Source organism: Actinorectispora metalli (assembly GCF_056323685.1).
The window spans coordinates 52,937-78,823 of the sequence record NZ_JBREYE010000001.1 but is presented as its reverse complement, the minus strand read 5'-3'; the positions used below and the strand labels follow the sequence as shown (position 1 = coordinate 78,823).

At 68.4% G+C, this 25,887-nt stretch carries 24 protein-coding genes and 1 pseudogene; 14 read left to right on the top strand and 11 right to left on the bottom strand.

Annotated elements, in window-relative coordinates; translation table 11 throughout:
* Window positions 1-22 precede the first annotated feature (22 nt).
* The gene (locus tag ACU6XJ_RS00390) at window positions 23-703 is read right to left on the bottom strand and encodes an MBL fold metallo-hydrolase (RefSeq protein ID WP_476305579.1); all 681 of its coding nucleotides are present in this window, start codon (window positions 701-703) and stop codon (window positions 23-25) included.
* Window positions 704-791: 88 nt separating this feature from the next.
* Between ACU6XJ_RS00390 and ACU6XJ_RS00385 the strand changes: the two are divergent.
* Window positions 792-1,751, top strand: a pseudogene (locus ACU6XJ_RS00385) (acyltransferase family protein); the annotation flags it as partial.
* A gap of 113 nt (window positions 1,752-1,864) precedes the next feature.
* Here ACU6XJ_RS00385 and ACU6XJ_RS00380 read toward each other — a convergent pair.
* Window positions 1,865-2,557, bottom strand: coding sequence for a maleylpyruvate isomerase family mycothiol-dependent enzyme (locus ACU6XJ_RS00380; RefSeq protein WP_476305577.1), 693 nt, complete (start codon window positions 2,555-2,557; stop codon window positions 1,865-1,867).
* A 169-nt stretch (window positions 2,558-2,726) separates the two neighbouring features.
* On the opposite strand from ACU6XJ_RS00380, the gene ACU6XJ_RS00375 reads away from it, so the two are divergent.
* From ACU6XJ_RS00375 to ACU6XJ_RS00360, 4 genes are all read left to right on the top strand, one after another.
* A complete protein-coding gene (locus ACU6XJ_RS00375; RefSeq protein WP_476305575.1) occupies window positions 2,727-4,058 on the top strand; it encodes an MFS transporter in 1,332 nt (443 codons plus the stop codon).
* Window positions 4,059-4,246: 188 nt separating this feature from the next.
* Entirely contained in the window at window positions 4,247-7,120 is a 2,874-nt protein-coding gene (gene uvrA / locus ACU6XJ_RS00370; RefSeq protein ID WP_476305572.1) for an excinuclease ABC subunit UvrA, read from the top strand.
* 22 nt (window positions 7,121-7,142) lie between these two features.
* On the top strand, window positions 7,143-7,592 hold the full coding sequence (locus ACU6XJ_RS00365) for an SRPBCC family protein (protein WP_476305570.1): 450 nt from the start codon (window positions 7,143-7,145) through the stop codon (window positions 7,590-7,592).
* A gap of 100 nt (window positions 7,593-7,692) precedes the next feature.
* The gene (locus ACU6XJ_RS00360; RefSeq protein ID WP_476305567.1) at window positions 7,693-8,415 is read left to right on the top strand and encodes a lysostaphin resistance A-like protein; all 723 of its coding nucleotides are present in this window, start codon (window positions 7,693-7,695) and stop codon (window positions 8,413-8,415) included.
* Here ACU6XJ_RS00360 and ACU6XJ_RS00355 read toward each other — a convergent pair.
* A complete protein-coding gene (locus tag ACU6XJ_RS00355) occupies window positions 8,412-8,984 on the bottom strand; it encodes a suppressor of fused domain protein (protein ID WP_476305565.1) in 573 nt (190 codons plus the stop codon). The genes ACU6XJ_RS00360 and ACU6XJ_RS00355 overlap by 4 nt on opposite strands.
* Window positions 8,985-9,128: 144 nt before the next feature.
* Between ACU6XJ_RS00355 and ACU6XJ_RS00350 the strand changes: the two genes are divergently transcribed.
* Entirely contained in the window at window positions 9,129-9,758 is a 630-nt protein-coding gene (locus tag ACU6XJ_RS00350; RefSeq protein WP_476305562.1) for a hypothetical protein, read from the top strand.
* Here the strand turns inward: ACU6XJ_RS00350 and ACU6XJ_RS00345 are convergent.
* A complete protein-coding gene (locus tag ACU6XJ_RS00345; RefSeq protein WP_476305559.1) occupies window positions 9,755-13,240 on the bottom strand; it encodes an nSTAND1 domain-containing NTPase in 3,486 nt (1,161 codons plus the stop codon). The genes ACU6XJ_RS00350 and ACU6XJ_RS00345 overlap by 4 nt on opposite strands.
* A gap of 305 nt (window positions 13,241-13,545) precedes the next feature.
* On the bottom strand, window positions 13,546-13,899 hold the full coding sequence (locus tag ACU6XJ_RS00340) for a DUF1844 domain-containing protein (protein ID WP_476305556.1): 354 nt from the start codon (window positions 13,897-13,899) through the stop codon (window positions 13,546-13,548).
* A gap of 283 nt (window positions 13,900-14,182) precedes the next feature.
* Between ACU6XJ_RS00340 and infC the strand changes: the two genes are divergently transcribed.
* From infC to ACU6XJ_RS00320, 4 genes are all read left to right on the top strand, one after another.
* Window positions 14,183-14,779: a translation initiation factor IF-3 gene (gene infC, locus ACU6XJ_RS00335; protein WP_476305553.1), complete on the top strand. Its 597-nt coding sequence runs from the start codon at window positions 14,183-14,185 to the stop codon at window positions 14,777-14,779.
* An 87-nt stretch (window positions 14,780-14,866) separates the two neighbouring features.
* The gene (rpmI, locus tag ACU6XJ_RS00330; protein WP_476305551.1) at window positions 14,867-15,061 is read left to right on the top strand and encodes a 50S ribosomal protein L35; all 195 of its coding nucleotides are present in this window, start codon (window positions 14,867-14,869) and stop codon (window positions 15,059-15,061) included.
* Window positions 15,062-15,119: 58 nt separating this feature from the next.
* A complete protein-coding gene (gene rplT, locus ACU6XJ_RS00325) occupies window positions 15,120-15,488 on the top strand; it encodes a 50S ribosomal protein L20 (protein ID WP_476305548.1) in 369 nt (122 codons plus the stop codon).
* Window positions 15,489-15,505: 17 nt separating this feature from the next.
* Window positions 15,506-16,315, top strand: coding sequence for a TrmH family RNA methyltransferase (locus ACU6XJ_RS00320; protein WP_476305544.1), 810 nt, complete (start codon window positions 15,506-15,508; stop codon window positions 16,313-16,315).
* On the opposite strand, the gene ACU6XJ_RS00315 is transcribed toward ACU6XJ_RS00320, so the two are convergent.
* Window positions 16,312-18,021, bottom strand: a complete 1,710-nt coding sequence (locus ACU6XJ_RS00315) for a neutral zinc metallopeptidase (protein ID WP_476305542.1) — start codon at window positions 18,019-18,021, stop codon at window positions 16,312-16,314. The genes ACU6XJ_RS00320 and ACU6XJ_RS00315 overlap by 4 nt on opposite strands.
* Window positions 18,022-18,426: 405 nt before the next feature.
* Between ACU6XJ_RS00315 and ACU6XJ_RS00310 the strand changes: the two genes are divergently transcribed.
* Window positions 18,427-19,098 carry an HAD-IA family hydrolase gene (locus tag ACU6XJ_RS00310; protein WP_476305539.1) on the top strand — a complete coding sequence of 224 codons (672 nt, stop codon included), beginning with the start codon at window positions 18,427-18,429 and terminating at the stop codon, window positions 19,096-19,098.
* Window positions 19,099-19,294: 196 nt separating this feature from the next.
* On the opposite strand, the gene ACU6XJ_RS00305 is transcribed toward ACU6XJ_RS00310, so the two are convergent.
* The 3 genes from ACU6XJ_RS00305 to ACU6XJ_RS00295 all read right to left on the bottom strand — a co-directional run bounded on the left by ACU6XJ_RS00305 (window position 19,295) and on the right by ACU6XJ_RS00295 (window position 20,905).
* Window positions 19,295-19,681 (bottom strand): hypothetical protein, encoded by a 387-nt coding sequence (locus tag ACU6XJ_RS00305; protein ID WP_476305535.1) that lies wholly within the window; start codon window positions 19,679-19,681, stop codon window positions 19,295-19,297.
* Window positions 19,668-19,883 (bottom strand): DUF397 domain-containing protein, encoded by a 216-nt coding sequence (locus ACU6XJ_RS00300; protein ID WP_476305533.1) that lies wholly within the window; start codon window positions 19,881-19,883, stop codon window positions 19,668-19,670. The genes ACU6XJ_RS00305 and ACU6XJ_RS00300 overlap by 14 nt, the downstream gene beginning before the upstream one ends.
* Window positions 19,884-20,035: 152 nt before the next feature.
* A complete protein-coding gene (locus tag ACU6XJ_RS00295) occupies window positions 20,036-20,905 on the bottom strand; it encodes a helix-turn-helix domain-containing protein (protein ID WP_476305529.1) in 870 nt (289 codons plus the stop codon).
* Between the two features lie 183 nt (window positions 20,906-21,088).
* Here ACU6XJ_RS00295 and ACU6XJ_RS00290 point away from each other — a divergent pair, with 183 nt between their 5' ends.
* Window positions 21,089-21,931, top strand: a complete 843-nt coding sequence (locus ACU6XJ_RS00290; protein ID WP_476305527.1) for an SAM-dependent methyltransferase — start codon at window positions 21,089-21,091, stop codon at window positions 21,929-21,931.
* Window positions 21,932-21,979: 48 nt separating this feature from the next.
* Here ACU6XJ_RS00290 and ACU6XJ_RS00285 read toward each other — a convergent pair whose 3' ends face one another.
* Together ACU6XJ_RS00285 and ACU6XJ_RS00280 are read right to left on the bottom strand one after the other, a co-directional pair.
* Window positions 21,980-22,312 carry a hypothetical protein gene (locus tag ACU6XJ_RS00285; RefSeq protein WP_476305524.1) on the bottom strand — a complete coding sequence of 111 codons (333 nt, stop codon included), beginning with the start codon at window positions 22,310-22,312 and terminating at the stop codon, window positions 21,980-21,982.
* The gene (locus ACU6XJ_RS00280; protein WP_476305521.1) at window positions 22,309-23,352 is read right to left on the bottom strand and encodes a trypsin-like serine peptidase; all 1,044 of its coding nucleotides are present in this window, start codon (window positions 23,350-23,352) and stop codon (window positions 22,309-22,311) included. The genes ACU6XJ_RS00285 and ACU6XJ_RS00280 overlap by 4 nt, the downstream gene beginning before the upstream one ends.
* A 387-nt stretch (window positions 23,353-23,739) precedes the next feature.
* Here ACU6XJ_RS00280 and ACU6XJ_RS00275 point away from each other — a divergent pair, with 387 nt between their 5' ends.
* Both ACU6XJ_RS00275 and pheS read left to right on the top strand, forming a co-directional pair.
* Window positions 23,740-24,663, top strand: coding sequence for a ferric reductase-like transmembrane domain-containing protein (locus ACU6XJ_RS00275; protein WP_476305518.1), 924 nt, complete (start codon window positions 23,740-23,742; stop codon window positions 24,661-24,663).
* 137 nt (window positions 24,664-24,800) lie between these two features.
* Entirely contained in the window at window positions 24,801-25,868 is a 1,068-nt protein-coding gene (gene pheS / locus ACU6XJ_RS00270) for a phenylalanine--tRNA ligase subunit alpha (RefSeq protein WP_476305515.1), read from the top strand.
* The last annotated feature ends 19 nt before the right edge of the window (window positions 25,869-25,887 follow it).

Below are 25,887 nucleotides of genomic sequence, written 5' to 3'. Positions count from 1 at the left end.
GCGCCCCAGTGGGATGGGTGGCTCACCAGCCGCGTTCGCGCCACTCGGCGAGGTGGGGGCGTTCGGTGCCGAGGGTGGAATCGTCGCCGTGACCCGGGTAGAACCAGGTGTTATCGGGGAGCTCGCCGAAAAGGCGTTCCTCGACATCGTTCACGAGTGATTGAAAGGCTTCCGGAGAGGTGGTTTTTCCGACGCCGCCGGGGAAAAGGGAATCGCCGGTCCAGAGGTGGCCGTGGCCTTCGGGGTCGTTGTAGAGCAGTGCGATCGAGCCGGGGGTGTGGCCGCGAAGGTGAATCACCTTCAAATCGCATTCGCCGACGGTGATGGTGTCGCCGTGGGTGACGAGGCGGTCCGGCGGCACGGGCAGCGGGCCCGCGTCCTCGGGGTGGGCGATTGTGTCGGCTCCGGTGGCGCCCGCGACGGCCCCCAGGGCCTGCCAGTGGTCGCCGTGTTGGTGCGTGGTGACGATGGTTTTCAGCGCGACCCGCTCGGAGTCGTGGCCGAGCAGGTCCATGATGCGTTCGGCGTCGTTGGCCGCGTCGATGAGCAGCGCTTCGTTGGTGCGGCGGCAGGTCAGCAGGTAGGCGTTGTTGTTCCACTCGCCGCCCACCGAGAGCTTGGTGATCGTCAGGGCCGGCAGCGTCCGGCGTGCCGCGGGACCGCCCTGGTCGACATGTCCGGTGTACTCCGTGAGAACGTCCACGATCACGACGCTAGCGACCTAGGGGTCGCGCCGCCAGCCTCGGCACGTATAGTTCGGCGGGTACCCAGCCGTCGACACCTGTGAGCACGTGCCGAAGACTGAGATTCTTCCGAAATCATCCCGGCGCCAGTTGAGCTGGGATGTTCTGCGTGTTTGCGCAGTGTTCGCCGTGTTGCTCCAGCATGCGACTTTCGCGGGGCCGAAAAATTATTCAGAGCTGGGCACGGCGCCCTTCCGGGTCCCTTTGCAGTTTGGGGCAAGTGTCCTGGTCGTGATCTCCGCGTATTTCGCCTGCGCGTCGCTGGCGAAGGGACATTCCGCATATTTCCTGCGCAATAGGCTTGCCCGGTTGCTGCCGCCCTACGTCGTCGCGGTGGTCGTCACCTACCTGGTGCTGACCCGGCTGGCACCCAAGCAGTGGACCCAGTTGGACCTGCGTGACCTGCTGCTGAACCTGTTCATGCTGCAGAACTTCTCCACCGATGTCGGCTCCGTCGACCTCGCCTACTGGACATTGCCGTTGCAGGTCGCGGGCTTCGTCGCGGGCGCGCTGCTGTGCGCGCGGCTGCGCGGCCGCAGGCTGCGCGCCACGCTGTGGGCGCTGATCCTGGTGCCGATGTCGCTCAGCCCGCTGCTGCTCGAGGGCAGCCTGCTCTACTCCTTCTACAACGGGATCTCGCTGCACCGCGCGCAGCTGTTCGCCATCGGCATCGCCATCTACCTGTGGACCAGGGGCAGGCTCAGCCACGTGCACCTGGTGGCACTGCTGGGCGCCGGGCTGTTCGCGCAGTACACGCATACCGAGGACCCCAACTCGACGATCGCGCTCGCCATCACCGTGGTGATCATCGCGGTGATCGCCCGCGGCCCCGACTGGACGGTGTTCCGGCCCGCGCAGCGGTTCCTGAGCTGGTTCGCGGGCATCTCCTACGGCGTCTACCTTGTGAACCAGCAGATCGGCTACACCGTCGTGTACTACCTGGCCGGGCTGGGCGCCGGGCCGTGGACGCGGCTGCTCGCCTTCATCGGCAGCGCGCTGGTGCTGGGCTGGATGCTCACCCGGTTCGTGGAGCGGCCGGTGCACGCCATGCTGATGCGGCCGAACGTGCGCAAACTGGCCCGGCAGGCCCAGCGCTACCTCGCCGATTTCGCCCGCAGGCCCTACAACCAGGCGGGCAGCGTCGGCAGCGTGCCGGTGAGCTCGGTGCCGGAGCCACGTCCGGTCAGCCAGCCCAGCATCGCCTCCGCCGATCCGCGGACCGCGGAGGAACTGCGGCTGGCGTTGCTCATGCCCAGCTCCCAGACCCGCTGACGGCCGTCCGGAAGCTCCACCTCCAGCACCGTCGGCGGCATCTCGTGGTGCGCGGTGAAGTGCGCGGTCACGTCGTCGAGCAACTCCTCCAGATGGTCCGGCGGAATGTCGCGCAGTTCGACGCCGCAGTCCAGGTCGACCAGGTGCAGCCAGCATTCACGCAGCCGAAGCCAGGGCACGGCATGCGCGCCCATGGGCCAGCGGCTGCCGACGACGACCTCCGCCTCCCAACTCCGGGCGGGCATGGTCCGCGCCGCGACGGCGAAACGCTCGCAGGCGGCGATGAGGTCCTCCCGAAGCAGCCACCAGTGCCTGCCGGAGCCCTCGGCGATGTCGGCTTCGCGGTCGGCCCTGCTGGTGTACATCGGGTGTTCGACGCCGGTCCGCGCCCACGTCAGCAGGTTCACCAGCGCGTCGGCGTTGCGCGCGAGGTGCGTGATCACATGGCCGCGGGTCCAGCCGGGGAGTCGGCTCGGGCCGCGGGTGAGGTGGTCGTTCATCCGCCCGACCGCATCGAGCAGGCGTTCGGTCGCGTGATCCATCGCCGCCAGTCCGGCGGCTGCCCGCCCGGATGCGTCTCTGCGAGAATTCGGCACGTTTCCAGAGCCGAGTTCGGTGTTCGCGATGTGCATGCGGCCTGCCTCCTCACGTGAGGATCAGCCCAGACTAGGTGTGGAAACTACTCGCGGGTACCACCCGATCGGGGGCTAGATGAGGGGGTTCATCATCAGCACGGAGTCACCGGTGCGCTCGACCGGCGGGCAATCAGGACAAGACGGGACGAGCCGCAGACGCAACGTGGTGGCGGCCTGTATCGGCAACGGCCTCGAGTGGTTCGACTGGAACGCCTACGCGATCTTCGCCGTCTACTTCGCCCCGCAGTTCTTCCCCAAGGGCAACGCGACCACGGCGCTGCTGTCCACCCTTGCGATCTTCGCGGTCGGCTTCTTCTTCCGTCCGCTGGGCGGCGCCGTTCTTGGTGCGGTCTCCGACCGGTTCGGCCGCCGGGCGGGGCTGACCGCCTCCGTCATGCTCATGGCGGGCGGCAGCCTGCTGATCGCGGTGACTCCCACCTACGACTCGGTGGGCGTGGTGGCACCGGTGCTGTTGCTGCTGGCCAGGATCGCCCAGGGACTGTCCACCGGCGGCGAGTTCGCCGCCGCGACGACCTACCTCACCGAACTCGCACCCGCGGGACGCCGCGGCCTGTACACGAGCTGGATCTACATCAGCACCACGTTCGGCACGATCCTCGCCACCGTGCTCGCCGCGGTGCTGAGCTCCGGACTGGGCAGGCAGGCGATGCTGGACTGGGGTTGGCGGGTGCCGTTCCTGCTCGGCGCGCTGCTCGGGGTTTGGGGCCTGTACCTGCGGCGCACGCTGGCCGAGACCGAGGTGTTCCTCGCCGACGCCGAACGCAGGGTCCCGCGCCCGACCTGGTTCGTGCTGCGCAGGCACCCGAGGGCGGTGCTGCGGGTGGTCGGCTTCACCCTCGGCGGCACCATCTCCTACTACAGCTTCGCCGTCTACCTGCCCAGCTACGCCCAGCAGCAGCACGGCATCGGCACCTTCGCGGCGCTGACCGCCTCCGTCGGCGCACAGCTGGTCATGGTGGCGGTGCTGCCGTGTTTCGGCGCGCTGTCCGACCGCATCGGCAGACGGCCGGTGCTCATCGGGTTCGCCGCGGCGATGGCGGTCGCGGCGGTGCCGGCGTTCGCACTGCTCGGGCCGTCGCCGTGGTCGCTGTTCGGGGTGATGGCGGTGTTGTTGGCGATCTTCGCGGGCTACGGCGCGGTGTCCCCGGTGGCCAAGGCCGAACTGTTCCCGACCGAGGTGCGGGCGGCGGGCATCGGACTGCCGTACTCGCTCACGGTGGCGACCTTCGGCGGCACCGCGCCCTACGTCGTGCAGCTGCTCGCGGCGAACGGCCACGTGGGCTGGTTCCCGTGGTACCTCGCCGGGCTCTGCGTGCTCAGCCTCATCACCTATCTGGCGACCGCGGAGACAAGCGGACGGCGGCTCACGGCCGCGGCCAATCCGTAGGCGCGGGTCTTGACCAGGGAATACGTGGTATCCCTCCGGTGTTGGCAGGTGGGCGGCCCGATTTTGTCGGTGGCGCCGCCTAGCATGGATCCGGTCGCGGCTGTACCCGCCGAAAAGATCCATCGCCGACCCTCTAAGATCGAACGCAAGTTCGAAGATCGCTTCCGTCCGACCTGAAGGGACCTGAGGTGGCAGATCGCCTCGTCGTTCGCGGCGCTCGCGAGCACAACCTGCGCAGCGTCGACTTGGACCTGCCTCGGGACAGCCTGATCGTCTTCACCGGCCTGTCCGGCTCCGGCAAGTCCAGCCTTGCGTTCGACACGATCTTCGCCGAGGGCCAGCGCCGCTACGTCGAGTCGCTGTCGGCCTACGCCCGCCAGTTCCTCGGTCAGATGGACAAGCCCGATGTCGACTTCATCGAGGGCCTGTCCCCGGCGGTGTCGATCGACCAGAAGTCGACCAGCCGCAACCCGCGGTCCACCGTCGGCACGATCACCGAGGTCTACGACTACCTGCGTCTGCTTTACGCGCGCGCGGGCAAGCCGCACTGCCCGAAGTGCGGGAAGCCGATCACCCGTCAGACCCCGCAGCAGATCGTGGACCAGGTGCTGGAGATGGCCGAGGGCAGCCGTTTCCAGGTGCTGGCCCCGGTGGTGCGCGGCCGCAAGGGCGAGTTCGTCGACCTGTTCTCGGCGTTGCAGTCCCAGGGCTACTCCCGGGTGCGGGTGGACGGCACGGTGCACCAGCTGACCGAGCCGCCGAAGCTGAAGAAGCAGGAAAAGCACAACATCGCGGTCGTGATCGACCGGCTCAGCGTGAAGGACACCGCAAAGCAGCGGCTCACCGACTCGGTGGAGACCGCGCTGCGGCTGGCCGATGGGCTCGTGGTGCTGGAGTTCGTCGACCTGCCGGAGGGCGACCCGGAGCGGGAGCGCACCTTCTCCGAGCACCTGGCCTGCCCGGACGACGGCCTGAGCTTCGGCGCGCTGGAGCCGCGCTCGTTCTCGTTCAACTCGCCCTTCGGCGCCTGCCCCTCCTGCCACGGCATCGGCGTGCAGAAGGAGGTCGACCCGGAACTGGTGGTCCCCGACGACGAGCTTTCGCTCGCCGACGGCGCGATCCACCCCTGGTCCAACGGGCACACCGCCGAGTACTTCGTCCGGCTGTTGACCTCGCTGTCGGACAAAATGGGCTTCCGCATGGACGCGCCGTGGCGCTCGCTGTCGGCGAAGGTCCGCAACGCCGTGCTGCACGGCATCGACGAGCAGGTGCACGTCCGGTACAAGAACCGGTACGGCCGCGAGCGCTCGTACTACGCCAACTTCGAAGGTGTCATCCCCTTCCTGGAGCGCAGGCAGGAAAACACCGAGTCCGAGTACATGCGGGAGAAGTACGAGGGCTACATGCGGGACGTGCCGTGTCCCGACTGCCAAGGCACCCGACTCAAGCCGGAGATCCTCGCCGTCACACTCCAGCACGTCACGGAGGGCGAGAAGTCCATCGCCGACGTGTGCGCGCTGTCTGTCGCCGACTGCGCGGCGTTCCTCAACGGTCTGGTGCTCGGCCACCGCGAGGCGATGATCGCGGGCGCGGTGCTGAAGGAGGTGCAGGCCCGGCTGGGCTTCCTGCTCGACGTCGGCCTGACCTACCTGTCGCTGGACCGCGCGGCGGGCACGCTGTCCGGCGGCGAGGCACAGCGCATCCGGCTGGCCACGCAGATCGGCTCCGGGCTGGTCGGCGTGCTGTACGTGCTGGACGAGCCGTCGATCGGCCTGCACCAGCGGGACAACCACCGCCTGATCGACACCCTCACCAGACTGCGCGACCTGGGCAACACGCTGATTGTGGTGGAGCACGACGAGGACACCATCCGCACCGCGGACTGGGTGGTCGACATCGGTCCCGGCGCGGGCGAGCACGGCGGCAAGGTCGTGCACAGCGGCACCTACAAGGAGCTGTTGGAGAACGAGCACTCCGTCACCGGCGCGTACCTGTCGCGTCGCAAGGAGATCCCGTTGCCCGCCACGCGGCGCAAGATCGACCGCAAGCGGAAGCTGACCGTGGTCGGCGCGCGGGAGCACAACCTGCGCGACATCGACGTGAGCTTCCCGCTCGGCTGCCTGGTCGCGGTCACCGGTGTCTCGGGCTCCGGCAAGTCCACGCTGGTCAACGACATCCTCGGCACGGTGCTGGCGAACAAGCTCAACGGTGCCCGGCAGGTGCCGGGCAGGCACACCAGGGTCAACGGCCTCGACGCGGTGGACAAGCTGGTGCAGGTCGACCAGTCGCCGATCGGGCGCACCCCGCGGTCCAACCCGGCCACCTACACAGGCGTGTTCGACCACATCAGGAAGCTGTTCGCGGCCACCACCGAGGCGAAGGTCCGCGGCTACCAACCGGGCCGGTTCTCCTTCAACGTCAAGGGCGGCCGCTGCGAGTCCTGCGCGGGCGACGGCACGATCAAGATCGAGATGAACTTCCTGCCGGACGTCTACGTGCCCTGCGAGGTCTGCAAGGGCGCCCGGTACAACCGGGAGACCCTGGAGGTCCACTACAAGGGCAAGACCATCTCCGAGGTGCTCGACATGCCGATCGAGGAGGCCGCGGAGTTCTTCAAGCCGATCAACGCCATCCACCGGCACCTCAAGACGCTGGTCGACGTCGGCCTGGGCTACGTGCGGCTCGGCCAGCCCGCCCCGACCCTGTCCGGCGGTGAGGCGCAGCGCGTCAAGCTGGCCAGCGAACTGCAGAAGCGGTCGACAGGCAAGACGGTCTACATCCTGGACGAGCCGACGACCGGTCTGCACTTCGAGGACATCCGCAAACTGCTCGGCGTGATCGGCGGCTTGGTCGACAAGGGCAACACCGTGATCGTGATCGAGCACAACCTGGACGTCATCAAGACCTCCGACTGGATCATCGACATGGGCCCCGAGGGCGGTTCCGGCGGCGGCATCGTGGTGGCCGAAGGCACCCCCGAACAGATCGCCGACAGCGAGGACAGCCACACCGGCGCCTTCCTCCGGCAGGTGCTGGGCACCCCCATCGCCGCCGCGGGCTGAGCCCCGGAGGCACACTGGGGGAGTGGGACTGGACTTCTATCGGTTCCGGAGCGAATGGCGGCTGGACGCACCCGTAGGGCGGGTGTTCCGGGTGCTGGAGGACGTGGCCGCCTATCCATGCTGGTGGCCCCAGATCCGCGAGGTGCGCCAGTTCGCCGAGGACCGCGCCACCGTGCGGTGCCGCTCGGTGCTGCCGTACACGCTGGTGTTCGCCGCGCGGAAACTGGAGCAGGACGAGGCGGCCGGGCGGTTGAAGATCGGGCTGACCGGTGACCTGGACGGCAGCGCGAGTTGGACGCTGCGCGAATCCGGCGCGGGCACCTCGCTGGTGTTCGACCAGGAGGTGATGGTGGGTCGCCCCCTGGTCCGGCGGCTCGCCTCACTCGCCCGACCCGTGCTGCTGCTCAACCACGAGTTGATGATGCGCGGCGGCAAGCGAGGCCTCCGCCGCTACCTGCGACGCCCGGAGTAACCGGGTGGGAGGCGCCGCGATCACGCAGCGCAGGCGGGCGAGGCTGAGAAGCCACTGAGAAGGGGACAGTAGGCCTCTCCAGGCTGGGTAGCCTGGTTTCGTGAGTCTTCACGAAGGCCGGTTAGAGGCCCCCGGCGGCGCGCTCGCCGACACCACCGTCGGGCAGCGCGTGCCCGGCGCCCGCAGCGTCAGCAGGCGGGCCTATCTGGCCTTCGAGTACTTCGCCGTGTTCTTCGGACTGGTCGGGGCCTACTGGTGGGCGGACAGCCCAGGCTCCCCGATCCCCATCCTGATCGTGCTCGGCGGTCTCTCCGTCTTCTACCTCCGCAGGCAGCCCGGATTCCCGCGGCGGGCGTGGGGCTTCAACGGCGCCCCGCTGCGCGAGTTGAGGCCGGTGCTGCTGATGTGGGGCGCCGCCATCGTGGTCGCGGTCGGCGCCGTCCTGCTGTGGGAACCGGCGCGGCTGTTCAGCCTGCCGAAGAACGACCTCGCCCTCTGGCTGCTGATCGTGTTCGCCTACCCGCTCGTCAGCGTCTACCCGCAGGAAGTGATCTTCCGCGGCGTCCTGTTCCACAGGTACGCCCCGGTGTTCGGCACCGGCACCGGCATGGTGGTCGCCAGCGCCTCGGCCTTCGGCTTCGTGCACGTGATCTTCGGCAACCTGCTGTCCGTGGTGCTGACCCTGATCGGCGGCTGGGTCTTCGCCCGCCGCTACCAGCGCACCCGATCGCTGCTGGTGGTATCCATCGAACACGGCCTGTACGGCATCCTCGTGTTCACCGTCGGTCTCGGAGAGTTCTTCTACCACGGCGCCATGCGCTAGAGGATGCCTGGTAACCGCACGCTCGTGCGGCCGAGGTCGGTCAGGTCGGGATCTTGCGCAACGAAGATGTCCTCGAGGGCGGGCCAGCCGTGGATGTGGGCGAACTCGGCTTCTGCTTCCGTGAGAGGAACGAGCCAGGTCAGTACGACGGGTGCGGCGGGGGTGTCGCAGACCGCGAAGGAGCCGGGGAGGTACACCGGGCCGGTCGCCACCAGCGCGGTCATCTCAGGCTCGGCGAACAGCCGTCCGCGGGGGCCGATCACCTCGCCTCGAGCCAGGCCTTGCCCGCGTTCGATCAGCTCACCGGCCACCAGGAACAACACCCCGGCGGTGTTGGCCGGTTGCCAGGCGTTGGGCAGCTGCATCAACAACTCCTGATGCAGCCCCCCTCCGCCCTGCTGTTCGAGGTGATGATGGGACAGGCCGAGGGTGGCCCATGTCGTGACCCCGGAGAACGGTGCATCCGAACCGAATCTGATGACCTGCACGCCCGGAGTCGAGTCGTCACCGCGGATACCGCACTCGATAGGGCCAAGAAAGCGTTCCACATGTTCGAAGAGGTCCGCCATGCCCTCGATCCTGGCGGACGGACCTGAGCACGGTCTCGCAGCCCGGTGATCCCTGCGCGAAAACGATAGTTGACGACGATCCCGTGCAGATGATCGCGGCGTCGCATCCGAAGTGGGTAACCGGCGTGTGTACGGTTCGGGCTGGTGCCGATCTTCTTGCAGAGGCGGACGATGATGTTCTACGCCGAGCGGCCGGGGCGGATTCTCCGGCAACTTCTGGCCGACCTCTTCGCTCTTGGGTGGGTCTACCTGTGGGTATGGGCGGGCCTGTATGTGCAGGAGCAGGTGCTGCGGTTGCGGGCGCCGGGCAATGAGCTTGTCTCCGCGGGCGACGGGATTCGGAACACCTTCGCGGGCGCTGCCGAGAAGGCCGCCAAGGTGCCGTTCGTCGGTGATGAGCTGGCCCAGGCGTTGGGCGTGGGCACCGGAGCGGGCAACCAGCTGGCAGGCGCCGGGCACTCGCAGATCGAAGCGGTGGAGGACTTGGCGTTCCTGCTGGCGGCGGTGGTGATCGTGGTGCCGCTGCTGTTCCTGCTGATCACCTGGCTGCCGCTGCGCATCCGCTACGCCAGGGCGGCGGGCACGCTGCGCAGGCTGCGCAAGGCTGGCCAGCAGGATCTGCTGGCGCTGCGCGCGTTGAACCGGCTTTCGCTGCGCAAGCTCGCCAGAATCGGCACCGACCCTGCCGCCGCCTGGCGGCGCGAGGACAAGGCAGTGATCAAGCAGTTGGCCGACGCGGAACTCGGTGCGCTGGGCCTGCGGCCACGGCGTTAGGGCAGCAGCAGGCGCTGGCGTTCCACTTCGGACAGTGGCCGGAAGACACGGCGCCTTGCCTTGGCCAGCATCGATGGCAGGTCCGTTGTGAGCTCCCAGATCCGCACGGTGCCGTCCCGGGAGCCGGTGGCGATGCGGCTGCCGCCGGGCGACCAGCCGACCGCGTCGACCGCGTCATCGTGTCGGCCCGCGACAGCCAGTTCCTCGCCGGTCGTCGCGTCCCAGATCCTGGCGGTGCGGTCGGTGGAGGCCGTGGCCAGCTGAGATCCGTCCGGCGACCACACCACGTCCCGGACGCGGCCCGAGTGACCGGTCAGTGTCCGGATCGGACGGTGGGTGCCGAGGTCCCACACGATGATCGAGCCGTCGTCGCAGGCCCCGGCCATGCGGTCACCGGTGGGGGAGAGCGCGATCACGTTGGTGGTCGTCTCGGTGCGGAGCTCGATCGGATCACCGGGCCGGTCGATGGGCCAGAGCAGACAGCCGCCCCGCCCGCCCGCGATCAGGGTGCGCCCGTCGGGGGACAGCGCGAGGTCCTGGCCCCACCAGTCGAGGTGCACCCGGCGGTTCACGATCTCCTCGCCGCTGGTGATGTCCCAGAACCGGATCGTCTTGTCGCCACCCGCGGTGATCAGTTGGTCCACGGCCCACACGACGGCTTGGACGCGGCCGCTGTGCCCCACCAGTTTCACCCGCTCCGCGCCGGTCGCGGCGTCCCAGATGCGGGCGGTGTTGTCGGCGGAGGCGGTGGCCAGCCAGCGGCCGTCGGGGGACAGCGCCACCGAGCGCAGCCAGTCGTTGTGGCCGACCATCCGGAGCTTCTCGGTGCCCGCCGCGGCGTCCCAGATCCTGGCTGTGCAATCCCGGGAGGCGGAGACCACGGTGTGGTCGTCCAGCCAGCGCACCTTGCGAACCCAGCCGTGGTGGCCGTGCAGCACCTTGGCCTCGCCGTCGTGGTGCGTCGCCCACAGTCGCAGCATGCCGTCGTTGGCCACGGTCGCGATCGCGCTGTTGTCCGGTGCCCACGCCACATCGCGCACGTCCTCGTCGTGGCCGGTCAGCGAGAACAGCTCGGTGCCGGTCACCGCGCTCCACACCCACACCGAGCGGTCCGCGCAGGTGGACAGGCAGCGGCTGTCGGCCGACCATGCGACACCTTGCAGCAGGTCGGCGCGCACCCGCAGGGTCAGCAGGCACGCGCCGGTGTCGGCGTCCCACACCCTGGTGGTGCGGTCGTTGGACGAACTGGCGATCCGCCTGCCGTCGGGTGACCAGGCGGCTCGGCGCACCCAGTCGGTGTGACCGCGCAGGACCTTGGTCTCCCGACCGCTCGCGGCGTCCCAGACGCGGCAGGTCATGTCCTTCGAGGACGTCACCAGCGCGGTGCCCGTGGGGTTCCACACCACGTCCCGGACCACGTCGTCGTGGCCGCGAAGCCGGTTCATGCAGTGCCTGCTGGACAGCTCCCACACCTTGACCGTGTGGTCCTCCGAGGCTGTGGCCAGCAGCTTTCCGTCGGGGGAGAAGGCGACTTTGCGCAGTGGAGCGGCGTGCGCTCGGATCACCGCCACCTTCTCGCCGTGCGGCACGCGGTAGATGTAGGCCGCGCCGTCCTTGCTGGACACCGCGAGCAGCCTGCCGTCCGCGGACAAGTCCACACTGGACGCTTCGTCGGTGTCCACCGGCAGTTGGGCGAGTTGCTCCCCGGTGCCCGCGGCGAAGATACAGACCAGATTGTCCCGGCCCAGCGTCGCGACCATGCGGGCATCGGCGGACCAGGCAACGCCGATGGCCTCGCCGTCGTGGGCCCGGGTCAGCGCCCGCAGCCGCGCCTTGGTCAGCGCGGTGCTCAGCGCCCGCCGCGCCACCGTGGTCTCGGCGCACTCCTCGATCGCCGCCACCGCGTACCGCAGGCTGTCCTCCGGGTTGACGTCCACAGTGGACAGTGCGCGCTGGGCGATGGCCTCCGACAGCCGCACCATGGTCACCTGGTCGGAGCGGTGCGAGGCCTGTACGAAGGCGGAGACCAGGGGAAGCTCGGCCAGCAGGTCGGGGTTGTCCTCGGCCCAGCGGCCGGCCTGCCGGAGTCTGGCTTCCCGCAGCAGGTACGCGGTGGACCCACCGGAACGCTCCCAGTCGGCGGCCCAGCGCTCCAGATCGGCCCGCCAGCGCAGATCGTCGCGGCGGTTCTCGATGGCCTGCCGCAGCGGCGCCCAATGCCGGAACAGCGCCTCATGCGCGACCTCCAGCACGTTCTTGTCGGCGCTGAGCAGCCGCGCTTCCACGAACGCGTCCACGACTAGCTGCTCGTTCTCGCCCAGCGCGTCCCTGCGGACGCGGCGGCGGGTTGGCTCGCCGTCGGTCATCGTGACGAACTTCAGCAGGGTGCCGGTGACGGGCAGGTTCGCCTCGATCCGCCGAAGCTCCTCGGTGATCAGGTCCGCCTGCCGGGTCAGCGTTCCTGTCACGCCGCCGAGTCGGTCGTAGTCCGCCTCGGTGATCAAACCCGAGGCGCCTGCGTGCAGGTGCAGCGTCTGGAGGGTGTAGGCCAGCAGCGGCAGCGCGGCGCCGTCGCCCGCGTCGTCGACCATCCGCTGCGCAAGACCGGGCGGCTCCAGGCGGATACCGGCGAAGGCGGCGGGCTTTTCGATCACGTCGGCCAGCGCGGAGCGGCTCAGCACGCCCAGCGCGACCGGGTTGGCGAACAGGTCGCCGAAGGGGGTGTTGAGGAAGCCGGTGAGGAACTCCGACCGCAGCGTGGCCAACACCCACAGCCGGGGGCAGTCCCGCATCACGGTGCGCAGCAGGGAGAGGAAGCGGTTGCGCTCGTCCGCGCCCGCCAGCGTGAGCAGTTCCTCGGCCTGATCGAGCACCAGCAGCACGGCGTGTGGGCGGCGCCCGTCGGCGAGCCGGAGCCTGTTGACCGCGGCCTTGACCGATTCCTCGGTGGCGTCCGGGATGGACAGCGCGGCGGCGAGGTTCTGCAGCGGGCGCTCACCGGGCACCACCGGGGGCAGCACCAGCCACGGCTGCCTGCGCCGGGTCAGCCGGGGCAGCAGACCCGCGTGCACCAGCGAGGACTTGCCCGCACCGGATGGGCCGACCACCGCAAGGAACCGGTTGGCGCGCTGCACCAGCGCGGGATGCAGCCGCTCATAAAGCTGCTCGATCTCGTTGTCCCGGCCGAAGAACACGGCGGCGTCGGCCTCGGTGAACGACTCCAGGCCGGGGAACGGCGAGCGGTCGCGCTGCCAGTCCGGCGGGACCCGCCTCGGCCGCTCGATCCAGTACGACCACAGCCGGACCACCACGATCGAGGCGACGATGAGCAGCACGAACCCCAGCGACCACTCGCGGAGCACGCGCAGCAACCACGGCGGCTCGCCGGGGCTTTCGGTCACGAAGTTGATCGCGGCCGCCAGTGCGACGCCGAGCAGCACCATGAGGATGTCCAGCACCAGCGTCATCGGCCGACGAGCCACACCAACTCCTGCCATCACCTTGGGGTCGCGGTGATTGTGTCGCGGCGCCGCATCCCCCGGTTACCGCTTCACAGAATTGCAGGGTGCTTTCGATCACCGCGTCGCGGTGTCCGGTTCATCGGGCCATTACCACAACTCGGCCATGCCGCGACTCGCTCACCGCCGATACCCGGCGTGTTGTCCACAGCAGCGCCCGCCATCCACAGCCTGCGGTTTTCGGTTTCCGCCGCGGCGTTCGCGCCGATAGGCTCGGGAAGGGCTGAGCCCCCGGGCGGGCGGGGGGTGTTCTCAGGTGGGCACCTGGCTCAGTACACCGGGCCGGTGAACTTCTCGCCGGGGCCCGCGCCCGGCTCGTCAGGGAACGCCGAAGCCTCGCGGAAGGCGCGCTGCAGTGACTGGAGGCCGTCCCGCATCGGGGCGGCATGCGGTCCGAGGTATTCCGCGGACGCCGTGACCAGCCCCGCGAGCGCTGTGATCAGGCGGCGGGCCTCGTCCAGGTCGCGGCGCGGCGAGGCGTCGGGATCGGGGTCGGCGAGGCCGAGCCGCTCGGCGGCGGCGGACATGAGCATGACAGCGCTCCGGCTGATGACCTCGATGCTGGGCACATCGCCGAGGTTCCGCACATCACCGGGGGTGTCGATTCGCTGGGGGTCTGTCACGACTGGTAAGCTTGCCTGAGCGACCAGCCCCTGCTTCGGCGGGGGCGGCAAGTGGAGCACCCGCTCCCACCCGAGTCGCCGTCTCAGGCGGCCGGGTCCGGACGCAGGAACGATACGTCGTTTCCTGCGCGGCGCGGCTATGCGAGCCGTGCTGTTTTCGGTCATGAGCGGGCCCCGAGCGCGAGCAGCGCCGGGGCCTTCGTCATGGTGAGATCGGGTCAACCCATTCTTTCGGCGCATCCGGCGTCGAAGCCAAGGTCATCCAACGAGGAGAGAAGAGCCATTGGATCGAGGAGGCCCCGTCAGCTCGGACCTGCGCATCAATGACCGCATCCGCGTCCCTGAGGTCCGTTTGGTCGGACCCGCAGGGGAGCAGGTCGGGATAGTGCGCATCGATGACGCCTTGCGCCTGGCCCAGGAGTCCGACCTCGACCTAGTCGAGGTCGCCCCGCAGGCGCGACCGCCGGTCTGCAAGCTCATGGACTACGGCAAGTTCAAGTACGAGAGCGCGCAGAAGGCCCGCGAGTCCCGCCGCAACCAACAGCTCACCGTGATCAAGGAGCAGAAGCTCCGGCCGAAGATCGACAACCACGACTACGAGACCAAGAAGCGTGCGGTCTCGAAGTTCCTGGAGCAGGGGAACAAGGTCAAGGTCACGATCATGTTCCGTGGGCGTGAGCAGTCCCGCCCCGAGTTGGGCTTCCGGTTGTTGCAGCGGCTCGCGGAGGACGTCACCGAGCTGGGCTTTGTCGAGTCATCGCCCAAGCAGGACGGCCGCAACATGATCATGGTGTTGGCGCCGCACAAGAACCTCAAGCCGAAGAAGGCCTCGGACGGCCCTTCCGAAGAGGTTCCGGAGAGCACAGACGTCGAGCAGTGATGCTCGGAGCGGGGCGCCCGGTGGGGCGCCCCGCGAATGGGACCACCGGCCGCCTGACGGCGGCGGCAGTGACAGACGAGGACGACCATGCCCAAGTTCAAGCCGCACAGCGGCATCGCCAAGCGCATCAAGATCACCGGTTCCGGCAAGCTGCGCCGTGAGAAGGCCGGCCGTCGGCACCTGTTGGAGCGCAAGTCCAGCGAGCTGACGCGCCGTCTTGAGGGCACTGCCGAGGTGGCGAAGCCCGACGTGAAGCGCATCAAGAAGCTGCTCGGCCGCTGAGCCCCTCCCCGCAGGCACGGCGGCCTGAGCCGCCCCGAATAACGACAGGAACAAGCACGTGGCACGCGTGAAGAGGGCTGTGAACGCCCAGAAGAAGCGCCGCACGACCCTGGAGCTGGCCAGTGGCTACCGCGGTCAGCGTTCGCGGCTGTACCGCAAGGCGAAGGAGCAGATCCTTCACTCGCTCAACTACGCCTACCGCGACCGCCGCGCCCGCAAGGGTGACTTCCGGAAGCTGTGGATCACCAGGATCAACGCCGCCGCCCGCCAGAACGGCATCAGCTACAACCGCTTCATCCAGGGCCTGAAGGCCTCGGGTGTCGAGGTGGACCGCAAGATCCTCGCCGAGCTGGCCGTGAGCGACCCGGCCGCCTTCACGGCGCTGGTCGAGGTGGCCAAGGAGCACGCCACCGAGGGTGCAGCCTGAGCAGGACATCGCAGGCAATGCAGGGGGGTCCGTTCACCGAACGGACCCCTCGTGTATCCGCCGCCGCCAAGCTCCTCCGCCGGTCCGCCCGCGAGAAGGCGGGCCGGTTCCTCGTGGAAGGCGCCCAGGCCGTCCGCGAGGCCCTGGCCTGGAGTGGCCGCATGCACGAGCTGTTCGCCACCGAGGAGGCCGCGGCCCGGCACGGTGACCTGCTCGACGAGGCCCGCGCGGCCCGCGTGTGGGTCAACCTGGTGACGCCCAAAGCCGCCGCCGCCCTTTCCGACACCGTTACGCCCCAAGGTCTGATCGCCGTCTGCGACCTCGTCGACCAGCCGCTGCGTTCGGTCCTGGACGGCCGCCCGCGCCTGGTCGCGGTGCTGGCCGAGGTCGCCGACCCCGGAAACGCGGGCACCGTGCTGCGCGTCGCCGACGCCGTGGGCGCCGACGCGGTGATCTTCGCCGGGGACAGCGTCGACCCGCACAACGGCAAATGCGTGCGCGCCACCACCGGGAGTCTGTTCCACCTGCCCGTGGCCCGCGACCGCTCGCTGCCCTCGGTGCTGGACGCCTGCCGCGCGGCAGGCCTGCACCTGCTCGCCGCCGACGGCCACGCCGAGACGGACCTGGACGCGGTCGACTCCCTCGGCGAGACCCGCCGCCCCACCGCCTGGGTGTTCGGCAGCGAGGCCCATGGTCTACCCGCGGAGGTGCTGTCCGCCGTGGACGAGGCGGTGCGAGTGCCCATCTACGGCGCCGCCGAAAGCCTCAACCTCGCCACCGCCGCCGCCGTCTGCCTCTACACCTCGGCCCGCGCCCAGCGCGGTTAGGCCACGTCGCCCGGGGCGGCGGTCCAGGTGTTGCAGGCGCTGGTCTTGTTGACCTTGAAGCCGGAGCGGCCCCAGCGGGATTGGCTCTTGCTGTTGCCGTGGGTCTTGCTGCTGACGAAGTCGCTGAAGGAGCTCACGGCGCTGTTGGCGAGGCCCTTGCTGAGGGTGCCTCCCGCGGCCGCGCTGGCGATGAACATGCCGGAGAAGCAGTTGGCCTGGAGTTCCACCCGGCGGGACAGCAGTAGCTGCTCGGGGTGGTCCTGGGCGAGGCTGCCGCCGCGGCGGTCCGCGCCGTACAGGATCTTGGCCTGATCCTGCACGTGGTGGCCGTACTCGTGGGCCAGCACCTGAAGGTGGACCGCCTCGGAGAGCCCGGCGTCGGCCAACAACCGGTCACGCGGCATGTAGATCATGGAACTGCAATAGAAGGCGACGGCTTCGTCCTTGGCGGGGACCACGCCGCAGGCGTTGCTGTCGATGGCCTCGACCTCGACACCGGGCGCCTCCAGGTCGATGCCCGCGTTCTGCAGCGCGGGGCGCCAAGCCTGCGTGAGGCAGTCGACGCCCGCGACATAAAAGGCGCGAAGCTGCTCGTTGCCGCGCCCGATCTTGGGCAGCGTGCACTTCGTCGGCGGCAGGCTCACCCCCGGCACCAGGATCGGGTTGGCCTCCAACTGCTGGGTGAACGGCGGCCCGTCCGGCTTCGGCGGCGCGGGTACCCCGCTGAACGGTCCCGCCGACGCCTCCGACGCCGCGGTCGGTGTGCCTTCCACCGGGTTGGTCAGCCGCCCGATCAACGCCACCGACAGCGCGATGCAGATGACCATGGACAGCACGCCGATGATCGCGAGCGGCGAGTTCTTGGCAGGCCTGGGTACGGCCTGCTGCTGTTGCATGTCCTGCCACCACTGCCGCCGCTGCTCCGGCACCGGAACGTTCGTCACGTGGGCTGCGGGCAGCACCACGACCGGTTCCGGTTGCGGCCGGTCGCCACGCTGCCCGATCGGCCGGTCCCACACCAGGCCGGGTACCACCGGGGGCAGCGGACCGGGGTTGGGCGGGAACATCGGCACATTCGCGGCGGGCCACGCCGGGATATCCGGCAGCGGTGCCGTCGGCCCCACCGGCTCGGCGGCCACGGCAGGTGCCGGTGCTTCGAATGTCTGCTGGTCCGCCGCAGGCTCGGCGTCGGGCGTGACCGATTCCGCCGCGGTGCCCTCTACAGGCGCCGCGGTGGCTGGACGCGCTTCCGTCAACGGAGTCACCGGCGCCGGCGCGATCGCGGGCGGGGCCGGTACGTCCGGTTGGGCAGCGTCCGCGGCGACCGCGTCCGCGACGGGCGCACCAGCCATGGTGTCGGGTGCCGCTTCTACGGCTGTAGCTGGAGACGGGGGCGCGACAGGAGCACCCTCAACCCCGGCGGTTGGTGCAGGCTTGGTGTCCGGCGAGGCCACAACCTCGGCGGGCGCGGGCCAGGTGTCTGGTGAGTCGACAATCCCGGTGGCCGATGCGGGCTTCGTGTCGGTCGCGCCCACAACCTCGGCGGCAGGCGCAGGCCTGGCGGCGGGCGCAAGATCGGCGGCCGTGGCCTCGAGAGCCTGCGGTTCGGGCTCCGCCGGGATCTCGGCGGCAGGCGTGACCTCGGCGGGGCGGGCCACTGCGCTGGGCGCCGCGAAAAGGTCGAACCGCGCCGACTCGACGCGCACGCCGAAGGGCACAAAGTCCGCAGAGGCGCGGGGAGTATCGCTCTGGTCGGAAGTCTGATCGGCGGGCTGATCCGCCTTCGGCGCCGCGGAGGCTCCTACCGAATCCGGTGTCGGAGGCTCGTCATCGTGATGGCTCATCATCTCCCCGCGGTCGTGGTTGGGCAGCTTCGTTCACCCGGACACGCCACGGCCGATCGGGTAGATGAAACGGCGGCTTCCCCAGCCTGGCCATCAGCTTAAGCGGCCAGTGCCAAATCTCAAGCCGTCGTTGGTAGTCATTGTCATGCTCTTGATGGCTTATGGATGGTGTTCGGGCTGCGCGGTGAGTACGGTCACCCCCCACCCGACGTTCATCCTCAAGGCCCTCCGATGGCGGAAATACGACGTTGGCCGCATCCTGATCATATGCAGGTTCGCTGGGCGGTCTTCGACCTCAATGGAACGGTGCTGAACCCGACGCCGATCGCGGCCGAGTTGCCCCCGGAGCTGCACGATCCCGAGGTGGCACTGAGCCTGTTGCACGACACGGTGTTCCAGGCCATGGCGGACACGCTGGCGGGTCGGTACCGGGCGTTCCCCGACTACCTGGAGGCCGCCGTCGAGCGCAGGCTGCTGGGGATCGGGCATCCCCGTGCGCGGCAGGTGGCCGAACGCGCGGCGGGAGTGGCGGGTGAACTGCCCTGCTATCCGGAGGCCGCGGAGGCGCTGGCGGTGTTGGCGGAGGCCGACATCGGCATCGCCACGATCACCAACAACAAGACGGATGCGGCCGAGCAGATGCTGACGGCCGCGGGCCTGCGTGAGCACTTCGCACATGTGGTGGGGAGCGAGCACTGCCGCGCCTACAAGCCTGCGCGCCGCGTCTACGAGCACGGATTGCATCTCATCGGATGTCGTGCCGCAGACGCCTGCCTGATCGCCGCGCACGGTTGGGACATCCTCGGCGCTCAGGCAGCCGGTATGCGGACGGCGTTCGTCAGCAGGGGAGAACACGCACTACTCCGCACCGTCCCGCAGCCCGAGGTCACGGGCGCGGATCTGCTCGACGTCGCTCAGCAGCTCGCGCAGTCGGCTTGAACCCCGCTGGACGACGCATGAACGGCGTGCTTCCGCATTCGAGATTCGCGCTGGCCTGCCTGCTGGGTGAGGAGGCCTCCGGGTAGGCAGCGCCGGGCGCGGGGGCGCCGCGCGTTTGGGATACGCCCCGACCGTTGGACTCGTATCCCAGCCGCTGAGCGGCGGCCCATCCGGGACGCCTACCCGAAGGCGAGGTTCAGGCGGTGGCGGCGAGCCACTTCTCGCGGCCCGCGGCGCCGGGGACCCAGCAGCCGTTGACCGGGCGAAGCGATACCGCGTGGTCGTCGTCGGACAGCCCCAGCAGTGCGGTGATCACCGCGTGCATGGTGCCGACCCGCTTCCACAGCACGGTGCGGGGAGCGAGCACCTCGGGCTCGTCGCCGGGCAGGCGCATGGCGGTGACCCGGTCCTCGGCGTCGAGCCGGACCACATCGACCACGCTGTTGTGGACGCGGATGCCGACAACGGCGACGACCTCGCCGTGCCGGTCGCGCGGGTGCACGAACTGGAAGCCCCGGGTGATCAGCGCTTCGAGCAGCGCCGCGGGGTTGTCAGGCAGTTCACCGTTGTCAGTGCAGGACATCGTCGAACTCTCCTTCCTTGGCACCTGCCAGGAATGCCGCGATCTCGTCGCGGGTGTAGATCAGCGCGGGTCCGTCAGGATGCTGGGAGTTCCGCATGGCGATCCGCCCGCAATCGAGCCGGGCGAGTTCGACGCAGTTGCCGACCGCCCCGCTGAACCTGCTCTTGCGCCATGACCGGGTGGGCACCGATAACGCTGGCATGCCGTTCCGAACCTGAGTCAAGATCGACCCTTCCACGGATGCATCTGCACGTGCAGTTGGTGACGTAGGCCACCGTAGCACGGCCGAATGCACGCAGTGAATGCACGTGCACGTGCAAGAACGGATGAATTTCAGGTGACGGCGCCGACCGGTCAGAGCTCGTGGCGGATCTTGTTCATGATCTCGCGCGTGTCGGCGGGCGTCGCCGCATCGACCATGAGGTGGTCGAAGGCGCGGGTGTACACCTCGATCTCGTCGCGTTTCTCCAGGTAGAGGGCGCCGGTGAGGTGCTCGATGTAGGCGATGTTGGGTAGCTCGGGCTCGGTGAACCGCAGCAGTGTGAACGAGCCCTCGGCCGAGTAACCGCTGAGTTGATACGGCAGCACCTGGACCGAAATATGCGGCAGCGAGCTCATCTCCAGCAGCCGGTCAAGCTGCGCGCGGAGCACCTTCCTACCGCCGATCGGACGACGCACGGCCGACTCGTCGAGCACCACCCATAGCTTGGGCGCATCGGGTCGGGCGAGGATTTTCTGCCGCCCCATCCGCAGTGCCACCCGCCGGTCGGCGACCTCGTCCGCCATCTGCGGCCGCCCGTGGCTGGCCAGTGCCCGCGCGTAGTCCTCGGTCTGCAGCAGACCGGGCACGAACTGAAGCTCGTAGGACTGGATTCGGGAGGCGGACTCCTCAAGGCCGACGAAGTCCTGGAACCACGACGGCATCAGGTCGTTGTATCGATTCCACCAGCCGGGCTTGTTGGACTGCCGCACCATGCCGAGGAACTGTTCGCGCTCCTCGGGGTCCGAGACGCCGTACATGGTCAGCAGGTCGGCCACATCGCGTTCCTTGAAGCCGACCCGGCCAAGCTCCATGCGGCTGATCTTGGATTCGGACGCGCGGATCAGGAAGCCCGCGTCGGCGCGGCTGATGCCCGCTGCCTCACGAAGCCTGCGCAGCTGGGCGCCGAGGACCATGCGTCGGACAGTCGGGCCTTGGCCGCCTAGGTCACCTGTGGTGGCCATCGAAGGCCCCTCCCGTCAGCTCCAGCCGCCTGGCTCTCCCGACGATACTCCACCCCGCACACGTTCGGTCACCGAACGCGCAGTAGGACATTCGGATGTATTCCTACCGCCAAATACACCCAGAGACGGTACCAATACCCTGTGTGCTGTCCGTCATAGCCGATCCTTCTAGTGAGGCCTTCGATGTCTGGCGCTTCCGCTCCCTTAAATGACGAAGCCGTCCCGGCGTACATCGACACGACCCAGGCCAGTATCGCCAGGGTCTACGACGCGTTTCTCAACGGAAAGGACAACTACGAGATCGACCGCGAGGTGCTCCGACGCGTCGAGAAGGCCGCGCCGGAGGCCAAGGAGTTGGCGACCGAGAACCGCGGGTTCCTCATCCGCGCCAACCGCTTCCTCGCCAGCCAGACCGGCATCACCCAGTTCCTCGACTGCGGTTCCGGCCTGCCGACCGCGGAGAACGTCCACCAGGTCGTCCAGCGCCTGAACCCCGATACCCGCGTCGTCTACATCGACAACGACCCGGTCGTGCTGGCCCACGGCCGTGCGCTGCTGGAGGAGAACGACCAGACGCACTTCGTCGCGGCCGACATCTTCCAGCCCCGCGAGGTCCTGGAGAACGAGATCGTGCGCAAGCACATCGACTTCACGGAGCCGATCGCGTTCCTGCAGCTCGGAACCCTGCACCACTACAACGGTGACGACGAGCGCCCGGCCAAGGACATCATGCGGGAGTACATCGACGCGCTGCCGTCGGGCTCCTACGTGGCGATCAGCCACTTCCTCGATCCGGAGAACGAGCACAGCCCCGTGGCCCGCAAGATGGAGGACATGTTCCTGCACAGCCCCATGGGCAGCGGCACCTTCAAGACCATGGCACAAATCGAGGAACTGTTCTGCGGCCTCGACATGGTCGACCCCGGCCTCGTCCTGTGCGCCGACTGGTGGCCCGACGGTCCCCGCATCAAGCCCCTCAACCAGGTCCAGTACTGCATCGCGGGCGGCATCGGCATCAAGCGCTGATCCACCCCGCGGCAAACGGCTCGGCGCGCGAGGCGTGCCGAGCCGTTGTCATGTGGAGCGTTTGCGGCGTCTGAGAATCAGGGCGATGGCCGTGGCCGCGGCTACGGTGAGTCCGGCGATGACCGCGATGACGACCTCCACGCTGGGCCCGGCCCGGTTGTCCGCGGGCTTGGCGTTGCGCATCCGCTCATCGGTCCAGTAACCGGGATCGGATGGTGTCGCATGCGTGGAGGGCTGCGGTTGGGCTGTCGCGCTGGCGGTCACCACCGTCTGGGTGGATTGCTGGGTATCGGTTCGTTGCTGGGCCACGACGATGATCGCCAGTGATCCGGCGAGCACGACCGCGGCGAGCGAAGCCCACAGGACAAGGCGATTTCTCATCGTTCCTGCCTTCGTCGCGGGTGGCGGACCGCGAGGGCGGCCCGCCACCCGTCGAATACCGTGTCGTTCAGCCTATCCATTGGCGTAGGCCAGGTACATGTTCCTTCACCCTCCAGCTGGAAATATGGCGAGCGAATATGGTTGAAGATGTCGTAGTTGCTGTACACGCCATGCAAATCGCCGAGGCCGGAACCATCGGGTCGATCTTGGAAGTTCAGTAGCCACGGGCCACCGCTAATGCCTTCGCGAAGTCCGCAGCTCGCCAGGGAGATCTGGCGTGGGAAGAAGGCTGAGGCCTGGCTCGTGGTGCCGGTGCAATTGTATTGGATATCCGGGTCTGACACATTCTCCACGGGATAGCCGATCACGGTGTGGAATTGCTCGAATGGGCCGCCCACGATCAGTCCGTTCCCGCCCACCGCGTCGACCAGTCGCTGCCCCCGCTCATTCGGGTTGACGAGGGCAAGGGCCGAGTCGTAACTCCAGGAGCCGTCCTCGGCCCAGCCCCGCAACGTGACGAGGTTGTAGGCCTCGAAGCGGCCGAACGGCGTTTCGTTGTGCCACATGCTGGGCACGAAAATCCAGTTCGTGTGCCACGCCCCTCCGTCGCCCTCGTGGACGCAGTGCCCGGCGGTGAAGACCATGTTCCGGCCATTGCTGTTCACCGCCGAGCCCGAGCACACCCGGTCTTCGCCGCCCTTGCGGTAGTAGGCTCGGCCCACCACGTGAGCGCGGTACAGGCGGGCAGTGGGCTCCTGTGGAGCGACCGGTTCGACCAGCCGCCGTGGTCTCTCCGTTTGCCTGGGGTCGGCGTCCGGCCTCATGGGCGTGGCGCGCCCAGGATCCGGTTTGGCGTTGGCGCGGCGTTCCGGAGTCCAGTACTCGGCCGCTGATCGGATCTCGGCTGCGTCGATGGTGTGCTCGACGATGTCCGTCGGCGACGAGGTGGTCCTTGGTGTTTCGCCCAATGCCGGTGGTTGCACAACGAGCGCGAGCAATCCTGACAGAGCCGCGATAGCGGCTGAGAATCTTCGTTTCACGAGTTCCCCCGGTAAAAATGGTATAGTTTGGACCGCGCTGGACACGACGATGGCGAATTGCCGAATTCAGCCGGGCTGAACGATTCCCGTCCCTGCCCTCGGCGGGTTTGAACTCACGATGGTATCCATCGGAATTACCGGCAAATAGCGCCGATCGGGTTAACCGCATGGATGTGTCGGCGTGCTGATATAAAACAAAATACGTGTCTTGGAATATATCTGGAAACGGCCTTAATCCGATTCGGAGTGATCGGCGCGGCATCACACGTATCGCGGCGTCCGCGATGAGGTGGGCGGGAAGTTGTCATCGAGGCAAGAGCTTTCGCTGCCGGGGGAACTCCGCCCGTGGCGTGCGCGACTACCTCTGTGCTGTCTCGTTGGGGAGTCGTGGAGAGGAAGCTGATGACAGCCGGTGTGCGCAAGGAGGCCCGGGGAGTGACGTTGCGGGCGGATGTCCGTGCGGCCGGGCCGGACTTTGCGGTTGGGCTGCTCGTCACGGCGAGTGTGTTCGTGCTGCTGTATCTGCGGGTGCGGCACGGTACGTCGGATACGACGGCGGTGATGCCGTTCATGGCCGAGGCCGACACCTATTGGATGTACTGGCTTTCGCAGGCGTTCGGGTGGTCGGGGCTGCTGTGGTCGTGGGTGACGGTGATGTTGGGGCTGGTGCTGTCCGGGCCGCGTCCACAGTGGATGGGACACGCGGCGTTGGAGAAGCTGCACCGGACCACGAGCTTGAGCAGTCTGGTGCTGATCTTCCTGCACGCGGTGATGTTTTTCGCCGAACTCGTCCGGTACAAGCCGAAGCTGGAGTGGGGCGAGCGGGTGTGGCAGGCGTTCTTCAAGACCTTCGTGCCGGGCGGCTACACCTCGGGCACCGGGGCGTTGGCCATTCCGATCGGGCAGGTCGCGTTGTATCTGGCGATTCCGCTGGGGCTGGCGTTCTACTACCGCTCGCGCATCGGGGCCCGCACCTGGCGCAACCTGCACCGGTTCATCATCGTGACCTACGCGCTCAGTGTGTGGCACACGCTGCTGTACGGCACGAACGTCTGGTACTCGGGCTGGCCCCGCACCGTGCTCTGGGCGCTCCAGATCCCGATTGCCGTGTTGTTGCTCGTGCGGCTGGCGCGGCCCGCTAGGCGCGGAGAGCGGCTGGCCAAAGATGTGGGTAGCTGGCGGTATGGGCTGCGGTTGGCTGGTCGGGTCGTAGTCGCGGTGGTGGTTGTGGTGCTGCTCGTGGTGACGGTGACAGGGGTTGACGGCGGGCGTATTCCGGAGGCGCAGAGCATGGGTCGTCACTGTGGGTGATGGGCCGGCGAGCCGGAACGCGATACTGCGAGGACAGCGGGTAATCGGGTGGCTTAGGATCGCCCTGCTACTTGCAGCCGCCGGCTGGGGAGTCGGGGTGGCTGTAACGGACAGGCAGGTAGGAGACACGTAGGCGCATGTCCGGAGCCAACGATCCATACGACCCGAAGCAGGTCGCCGCGCTGGCGCCCGAGACGCTTCAGAGCGCGGTTGAGGACGCCGGTAAGGCGTTTGCCGAGGCCGCGGATTTGGATGCGCTCGCGGCAGTCAAGCCCGCGCACCTCGGGGACCGCTCGCCGCTGCTGACGGCGCGGCGGGAGATCGGCGCGCTGCCGCCCAAGGCGAAGGCTGATGCCGGTAAGCGGGTGAATGAGGCGCGGGTGGCGATTCAGGCCGCCTACGACGAGCGGCTTGCCGTGTTGCAGGCCGAGCGGGACGCGCGGGTGCTCGAGTCGGAGAGCGTGGACGTGTCCCTGGCCTGGGACCGTTACCCGGTGGGGGCGCGGCACCCGATCACCGCGTTGTGCGATCAGGTGGCGGACACCTTCGTCGGGATGGGCTGGGAGGTCGCCGAGGGGCCTGAGCTTGAGACCGAGTGGGCCAACTTCGACGCGCTCAACTTCGGCAAGGACCACCCGGCGCGGACCATGCAGGACACGTTCTGGGTGGCGCCGGAAAGCTCCGGGCTGGTGCTGCGGACGCACACCTCGCCGGTGCAGATCCGGGCGCTGCTCGACCGCGAACTGCCCGTGTACGTGGTCTGCCCTGGCCGGGTGTACCGCACGGACGCGTTGGATGCGACGCACACGCCGGTGTTCCACCAGGTCGAGGGTCTTGCCGTCGACAAGGGCATCACGATGGCGCATCTGAAGGGCACGCTGGACGCGTTCGCGCGGGCCATGTTCGGGCCGGATTCGCGGACTCGGCTGCGGCCGTCGTTCTTCCCCTTCACCGAGCCATCGGCCGAGATGGACGTGTGGTTCCCGGCGAAGAAGGGTGGCCCCGGCTGGGTCGAGTGGGGCGGGTGCGGCATGGTCAACCCCAACGTGCTGCGGGCCTGCGGTATCGACCCCGAGGTCTACTCCGGCTTCGCATTCGGCATGGGGCTGGAGCGCACGCTGCAGTTCCGCAACGGCATTCCGGACATGCGGGACATGGTTGAGGGCGACGTTCGCTTCACCCTCCCGTTCGGCGCCGACGCCTAAGAAAAAGGAAGGTCTTAGC